Genomic DNA, 1,416 nt, shown 5'->3' with positions numbered 1-1,416 from the left:
GCCGTCTTCAGAATGCGGAGGTTCTCCGCGTGGATCTCGGCGCAGAACCGGCTGATGAGCACCCACAGCGGCATGGACAGACCGTCGAGCTGGTCATGGAGCAGCCGGGCGGCTTCGTGCATGCCGTGCTGCGCGCGGCCGATGTCCATCGTGTCCACACCCCGCGCCGCCCGCTCCAGCGACCGGCCGGCGCCGAGGACGTGGTCGTGGGCGTCGCGGCTGACCGTCTCCAGTCGCAGTGGATGCACCGGGGTGAACATGGACGGCGGGGCCGGGGCGGGGTCGAAGGCAGCCGCGCGGCCCGCGTTGTAGCGAGTCGCCCACAGCTCCACCATGTAGACCACGGCGGCCTGCCAAGCGGCCTCGTCATGCTCGCCGGTGCGCTCCTGGAAGGTCGCGACGGCACGGCCGGCGAGAGTCTCAGCGCGCTCCAGCGAGGCGCCGCGGCCGAGGCGGAAGTCCTCCAGCGCCTTGGCGGCCTCGATCACGTTCACCTGGGCCGAGCGGGCGTGATCGTTGAGACCTCGTCGCATCAGGATGTCGCCGGCCTCGACGGTGATCCGCGACCCGGGCGCGGCAGGCTCCCCGGGTTCGGGGGACAGAACGTGCCGAGGGGGAAAGGCCATGGCTGTCGTACTCCTCAGGTGTCATGCCGGACAGGAAAGGGGGCTCCCAGCTTGGCCAGGGGTGGGCTCGGGTTCGTACCGGCTCCGTGTGGGGGCGCGCCCGCCATCCGGCGGCATCCCCTCAACTTACATCTTGAAATCAGAATAAGCAACAACCATAATGCACATTGAAATGTGAACAAAACTTGCAATCGGCAGTCGGTGCGAGTGCGTTAGATTCGCGTTAGATTCTGTTTTTGAGGGTGGAGGTGGAAGTGGACCCGGCAACCGACCCGGTGACGGCGGTGCTCGCACGGATCCCGCTCGACGGCCCCGTGCCGCCGCTGCCGGACCCGGCCGCACGCGTCAGGCTCCGCGAGGAGTTCGGCTGGACCGTGACGCAGATGGGCAAGGCGACCAACGTGCGCCGTGAGACGGTGTGGACCTGGGAATCCGATCCACCCCGCACGCCGCGTGGTGAGAAGGGCCAGCTCTACGCCCGGCTCCTCGCCTACTTCGCCGACGAGCTCGCTCGCGCCGCAGTGACGGGCGGCGCCACCGCTTCGGTGCCCGTGCCCGTGCCTGACGCCGGGCCTGCGCCGCAGCCGCCGGCCGCAGCGGAGGAGGAGCAGCCCCCCCTGTTCGACTACGACATCGAGGACCCGCCTGAACTCGTCTGGCCGGACACCGACCAGAGCCCCGCCCTCGACAACACGGCGGCGCAGGCCGAGTACCCCGAGTACGACGTGCCCGGCTCCTGGACCCACCTTCCCGAAGACGTCACCCGCCCCTGTGTCCGCTGCGGCAATCC

2 protein-coding genes are annotated in these 1,416 nt (G+C 69.5%); one reads left to right on the top strand and one right to left on the bottom strand.

The features are described 5' to 3' along the window. On the bottom strand, positions 1 to 626 hold a 626-nt coding region (locus ABZ281_RS47535), incomplete at its 3' end, for a hypothetical protein (RefSeq protein ID WP_356664865.1). A gap of 254 nt (positions 627 to 880) precedes the next feature. On the opposite strand from ABZ281_RS47535, the gene ABZ281_RS47530 reads away from it, so the two are divergent. Beyond that, on the top strand, positions 881 to 1,416 hold a 536-nt coding region (locus ABZ281_RS47530; RefSeq protein WP_356664863.1), incomplete at its 3' end, for a helix-turn-helix transcriptional regulator.

Origin of the sequence: Streptomyces sp. NPDC006265 (assembly GCF_040613555.1) — a bacterium.
Lineage (GTDB): Bacteria > Actinomycetota > Actinomycetes > Streptomycetales > Streptomycetaceae > Streptomyces.
This window is presented reverse-complemented; position numbering and strand designations above follow the sequence as displayed.